The sequence below is a fragment of the uncultured Granulicatella sp. genome (assembly GCF_963515615.1).
Lineage (GTDB): Bacteria > Bacillota > Bacilli > Lactobacillales > Aerococcaceae > Granulicatella.
This window is the reverse complement of the sequence record NZ_CAUPZT010000073.1, coordinates 1-5,022: the sequence shown is the minus strand read 5'-3', so window position 1 is coordinate 5,022 and position 5,022 is coordinate 1. Positions and strand designations below refer to the sequence as shown.

At 33.8% G+C, this 5,022-nt stretch carries 5 protein-coding genes and 1 pseudogene; 1 reads left to right on the top strand and 5 read right to left on the bottom strand.

Going from position 1 to position 5,022, the window contains the following annotated elements; translation table 11 throughout:
• Window positions 1-332, bottom strand: a 332-nt coding sequence (locus RYL55_RS08335) for an amidase family protein (protein ID WP_315008608.1), incomplete at its 3' end; no start/stop codon positions are given.
• 154 nt (window positions 333-486) lie between these two features.
• On the opposite strand from RYL55_RS08335, the gene RYL55_RS08330 reads away from it, so the two are divergent.
• Window positions 487-1,527 (top strand): DUF6287 domain-containing protein, encoded by a 1,041-nt coding sequence (locus RYL55_RS08330; protein WP_315008606.1) that lies wholly within the window; start codon window positions 487-489, stop codon window positions 1,525-1,527.
• 106 nt (window positions 1,528-1,633) lie between these two features.
• On the opposite strand, the gene RYL55_RS08325 is transcribed toward RYL55_RS08330, so the two are convergent.
• The 4 genes and pseudogenes from RYL55_RS08325 to RYL55_RS08310 all read right to left on the bottom strand — a co-directional run.
• The gene (locus RYL55_RS08325; RefSeq protein WP_315008605.1) at window positions 1,634-2,785 is read right to left on the bottom strand and encodes an iron-containing alcohol dehydrogenase; all 1,152 of its coding nucleotides are present in this window, start codon (window positions 2,783-2,785) and stop codon (window positions 1,634-1,636) included.
• A 51-nt stretch (window positions 2,786-2,836) separates the two neighbouring features.
• Window positions 2,837-3,259 (bottom strand): RbsD/FucU domain-containing protein, encoded by a 423-nt coding sequence (locus RYL55_RS08320; RefSeq protein ID WP_314112920.1) that lies wholly within the window; start codon window positions 3,257-3,259, stop codon window positions 2,837-2,839.
• Complete coding sequence (locus RYL55_RS08315) at window positions 3,253-4,743, bottom strand: rhamnulokinase family protein (RefSeq protein ID WP_315008603.1); 1,491 nt, start codon at window positions 4,741-4,743, stop codon at window positions 3,253-3,255. The genes RYL55_RS08320 and RYL55_RS08315 overlap by 7 nt, the downstream gene beginning before the upstream one ends.
• Before the next feature lie 25 nt (window positions 4,744-4,768).
• Window positions 4,769-5,022, bottom strand: a pseudogene (locus tag RYL55_RS08310) (substrate-binding domain-containing protein); the annotation flags it as partial.

The following is a 5,022-nucleotide window of genomic DNA, read 5'->3' as shown; positions in this document are numbered from 1 at the left end:
ACAAATCCTGCTTCTTCTAGTTTATTGACTAATGTATCTTGATGTGTTTGAAGGATATTTTTAAATAAACGTGATCCAGCCGTAGAAGGTTCTCCCTTTTGACATTGCCCTATATCTTTTAATAATAAAGGCACACCTGCAAATGGCTGATCACTAAAATTGCGAGACTGAGCTTCTCTTAATGCTCTCTCTTCTTGCAAATGTACAACTGCATTTAAACTTGGATTCAATTGCTTTACTTTAAACAGGGCATCTTGAACTAATTCAACAGATGAAACTTCACCATTTCGAACAGCTTGTGCCATCGCTGTAGCATCTTTGAACTCTTGCATGTTTATTTCTCTCCTTCCATTCATTCTTCTTTATTGTACACACCTATTTTCTATTCGTAAACCTTATAATAATCGTATTTTAAGATATCTTTTGAAAAACAAATAATTCCTTTGTTATACTAGATTCAAACTAAGAAAAAAAGGAGTTCAATTTATGAAAAAATCTCATTTACTAGTAGGGTTGGGAATCTCTATTAGTTTATTAACTGCTTGTCAAAACTCAAGTTCTAACACTGCTACAAAAGAAGCAGAAACAACAACTCAAACAACCGTTGCACCAAAACCTGTGACAGATTATACACTGTATAATTCAGTTCTTAAGGATTATAAAGAAGTTGTTGAAAATGTTACTAACAATAACGGGCAAAAAAAATCAAATTCCAATAATCCTAATGTTAACTCAACTGCTTATTCTGTAAAAAGAGTTTATGATGCCCCTGGTATTAGCTATACCTTAGAAGATTTTGATAAAAATGGGGTGGATGAATTAGTAATTACAATGGGCCCTACAAGAGAAGATCATGCCACTTTAGATATTTATACTATCTCAGATGGAAAAGTCATTCGACTTACAAATAAAGATAATAAATTAGATAAAATTGGAGATAAATCTAATTTATATCCATTAGAAGATGGTACGTTTTCTTATAGTAGTACGGATACAGCGAATTATGCACACTATCGCCTGAATCAAAAAGGAGATGCCTTTGAAATCGTAACAGAAGGTACGACTGAAGACATTATTAAAAATCTCCCTCCAAAAATTGATTTAAAACAAAAAGAATGGAAACCAACACAATGGTACATCACTTCTCCGGAAAAACAAAAAGAAGTCGCTAAGAAAAAATTAGATATTCAAGCGATTCAAAATGGAGATTATTCTAGCCTGAAAGGTACTTGGGTAGATGGTACTGGACATACATTCATTTTTGACGAGAATGGACTCGTGGATGAAAAATATGAAATGAAATTGTCTTATTTTAAAGAGTATAAAGGAACATTAATTGGTGGATATGGACCTAAAAATTTACCGGTTGGTGGTGCAGCTGTTTATATTGTTCCAGGTGGAGTTCCAATGACAGATGATAGAAGTGGTACTTTTGTAGACCCTATTCAAACAGATAAAGACCGTATTTTTGCTGGACAACAATTCCCACGATTCGCAAGTGAATTCCATTATCGAATTGATGAATAACTAAATACGCATCATAAAATCCCGTCAGTTTTTAATCCGACGGGATTTTTGCCTACTAAAAAATGCCCCTATAAAAGGGACATTACAATTTGAAAATTTTAATTCATTAGAATAATTCTTTATAGAAAGCAATTGTTTCTTCTAATGTTGGCATGAATGGGTTACCAGGTGCACAAGCATCGATTAACGCATTTTTAGATAGATATTCGAAATCAAAGTCTTTTTCTTCAATTCCTAATTCAGTTAATTTCTTAGGAATACCTACAGTTTCAGATAATGTTTCGATTTCTTTAATTGCATAAGCTGCACATTCTTCATCTGATTTACCTGCTGGATCTAATCCTAAAGCTTTAGCTACATCACGGAATGCTGCTGGAACACGTTTTGCATTTTCACGTTCAATTACTGGTAATAACATTGCACAACATACACCGTGTGGTAATTTGTAAACTGCACCTAATTGGTGAGCCATTGAATGAACATAACCTAAACCAGCGTTGTTGAACGACATACCACCTAAGAAGATAGCATTTACCATTCCTTCACGAGCTTCGATATCGTGACCGTCTTTTACTGCACGTGGTAAATATTCTTTAATTAATTCAATTGCACCAATTGATAATTTTTTAGTTACTCCATAAGCACCTGGTGTTACTAATGCTTCAACTGCGTGAGTTAAAGCATCCATACCTGTTGCTGCAGTTAATGGAGATGGTTTAGAAACCATTAATTCTGGGTCATTAACTGAAATTAATGCTAAACTATTTTTATCAACCATTACCATTTTAACTTTACGTTCTTCATCAGTGATAACGTAGTTAATTGTAATTTCTGCTGAAGTACCTGCTGTAGTGTTGATTGCTACTACTGGTAAACCTTTTTTAGCTGATTTGTGTAATCCTTCATAATCTTGAGGTTGTCCACCATTTGTTGCGATAACTGAAATACAGCTTGCAGCATCTTGTGGAGATCCACCACCTAAACTAATAATGAAGTCACAGTTGTTTTCTTTTAATGCGCTAACACCGTCTGTTACGTTTTTACAAGTTGGGTTAGGTTCTACATCTGAGAATACAACATAATCAATTCCTGCTTCATCTAAAGGTTTTGTAACTTTAGGAAGAATTTCACTTGATTCGATAAATTTATCCGTTACTAATAAAGCTTTATTATAACCTAGGTCTTTTACATAAGAACCAATTTCGTTTACTACTCCTCTTCCGATTAAGTTAATTGCTGGTACATAAAATGTTGACATAATGTTTCTCCCCTTAAAATTTGTTTAAATTTATTTTTAATATAATAGTGCTTATAAAACACCTTTTTTTAGAATGATATTGCCATATAGAGCACTTTCTCCCGTTTGAATCACTAGATAAGCTTTTTCAGCTTGATCATAAAATTCAAAACGTTCAAATTCTTTAATCGCTGCACCTGGATGACTTTCTTCTAATATTTTTTTATATTCGTCCCAAATTACTGGAACTGTTGTATCTCCCGGCACTACTTGCATTAGTCCTGCTTGATATGAACTATATGTGTCTAAAGGTAATAATTGTAGAATCGCTTCTAGTGCTACTGGTACTCCGTGTCCATCCATTCGAACAACACGTTGACCAATGCGGTGAGCTGGAAAATTCGCATCTGCGATTACCAGCTCATCACCATGACCCATTTCCATTAAATATGCCACTAAATCAGGACTCAAAATTTTAGGAATTTGTTTTAACATGATGAAATTCCTTTCTTAATTTGTTTGAATTTTTGTTGAATATTGGCAAACTGCTCAACTGGTTGTGGTTCATATCGAGTCACAACTTCAGAAGCTTTAATAAGATTTTCAGCTTCTTGGCGTGAATGAATTACTTCTAGTGTCAATAATTGGGAAAGAATATTTCCTAATGCACTTGCTTCCACTGGTCCTGTAATAACAAGACGATTTGTGAAGTTAGCAGTAATTTGACACAATAGTTTATTTTGGATTCCTCCGCCTACCATTTGTACAGTTGTCATTTCTTGTTTTGTCAAGTCTTCTAACTGCTCAATTGTTTCTAAATAAGTTAATGCTAAACTTTCAATCACTACTCGAACAATATGTCCTTTTGATTGTGGAACAGATTGACCAGTCACTTTACAAAACTCTTTAATTTTGCTTTCCATATCTCCTGGAGAAGCAAATACTGGATCATTTGGATAAATCCATGTTTGATTATCCGTTACTTTTTCAGCTAATTGTACCATTTCAGCAAAGCTTACTTCTTCACCTTGACTTCTCCAGTCACGTTGTAATTCTTGGATAATCCACATTCCAGTTGTATTTTGAAGTAATCTGTATTTACCATCGAAGCATCCTTCATTTGTTAAGCCTGATTCAAATGCTTCATCTGTAATTACTGGTTGATCTGATTCAATTCCTACTAATGACCAAGTACCACATGAAATAAATACAGTACCTTTTTCATTTTCATAAGGAATTGCTAATACAGCGGCTGCTGTATCATGTCCAGCACCTGCAATCACTTTAAATGGTTCAACTTTCAATTCTTGAACAATTCTTGGTGATAAATCTCTTAATACAGATCCATTTTTAACTGGTTTTGAGAACCATTTGGTTGGAATTTCTAGCTTTTCAAAAATTTCTTCTGAAAAATCTTGTGTAAATACATCTAACAAACCACTCGTACTTGCGATTGTATATTCGTTTGCAAGAACACCCGCTAATAAGTAATTAATTAAATCTGGGATAAACAAAACTCTTTGTACGACTTCTTTTAGCTGTGGTTTTTCTTGTAAATCTGAATAAATTTGTAAAATTGTATTATACGTTGCAGGTTGAACCCCTGTTTTTTTAAATAATTCATTTTTAGAAATTAATTGATAGAACGATTCTTCATAACGTCCCATTCGATTATCTCTGTAACAATGTGGTTGATAAAGTAAATCTCCATTGTGATCTAAGTATGCATAGTCCACTCCCCATGTATCAACAGAAATGGAACGAATCGGAATAGAATCATTTGAAGCTTTTTTAATTCCTTGTTTGATTTCACCAAATAAGTGTAACAAATTCCAATACAATCCATCGTTAAGATTCACCGGCTCATTTTTGAACCGATGAACCTCTGATAACTGGAGGGAGCTACCATTATAAATGGCTTGCATGACACGACCTGAACTTGCACCTAAATCAATAGCTAACACTTTCATTGAGTCCATGCTAATTCCTCCATAAATTTAAATTTTATTCATATAATAATGCTTTGATTTCTTCTTTGTCGATGTTTGAAGCATCATACCATTTAGAACCTGTATCTACGTCTTTAACTGTTTCACCTTTTGCTGAAGCAATAGCTAATTTAACAGCTTGGTAACCAATTTGAACTGGGTCTTGAGTAACAGAACCTACAAATACACCTTTACGGATAGCATCTTGTTGTAATGCACCTGAGTCAAAACCAACAGCTAAGATTTTATCTTTACCTAATTTAGATTCTT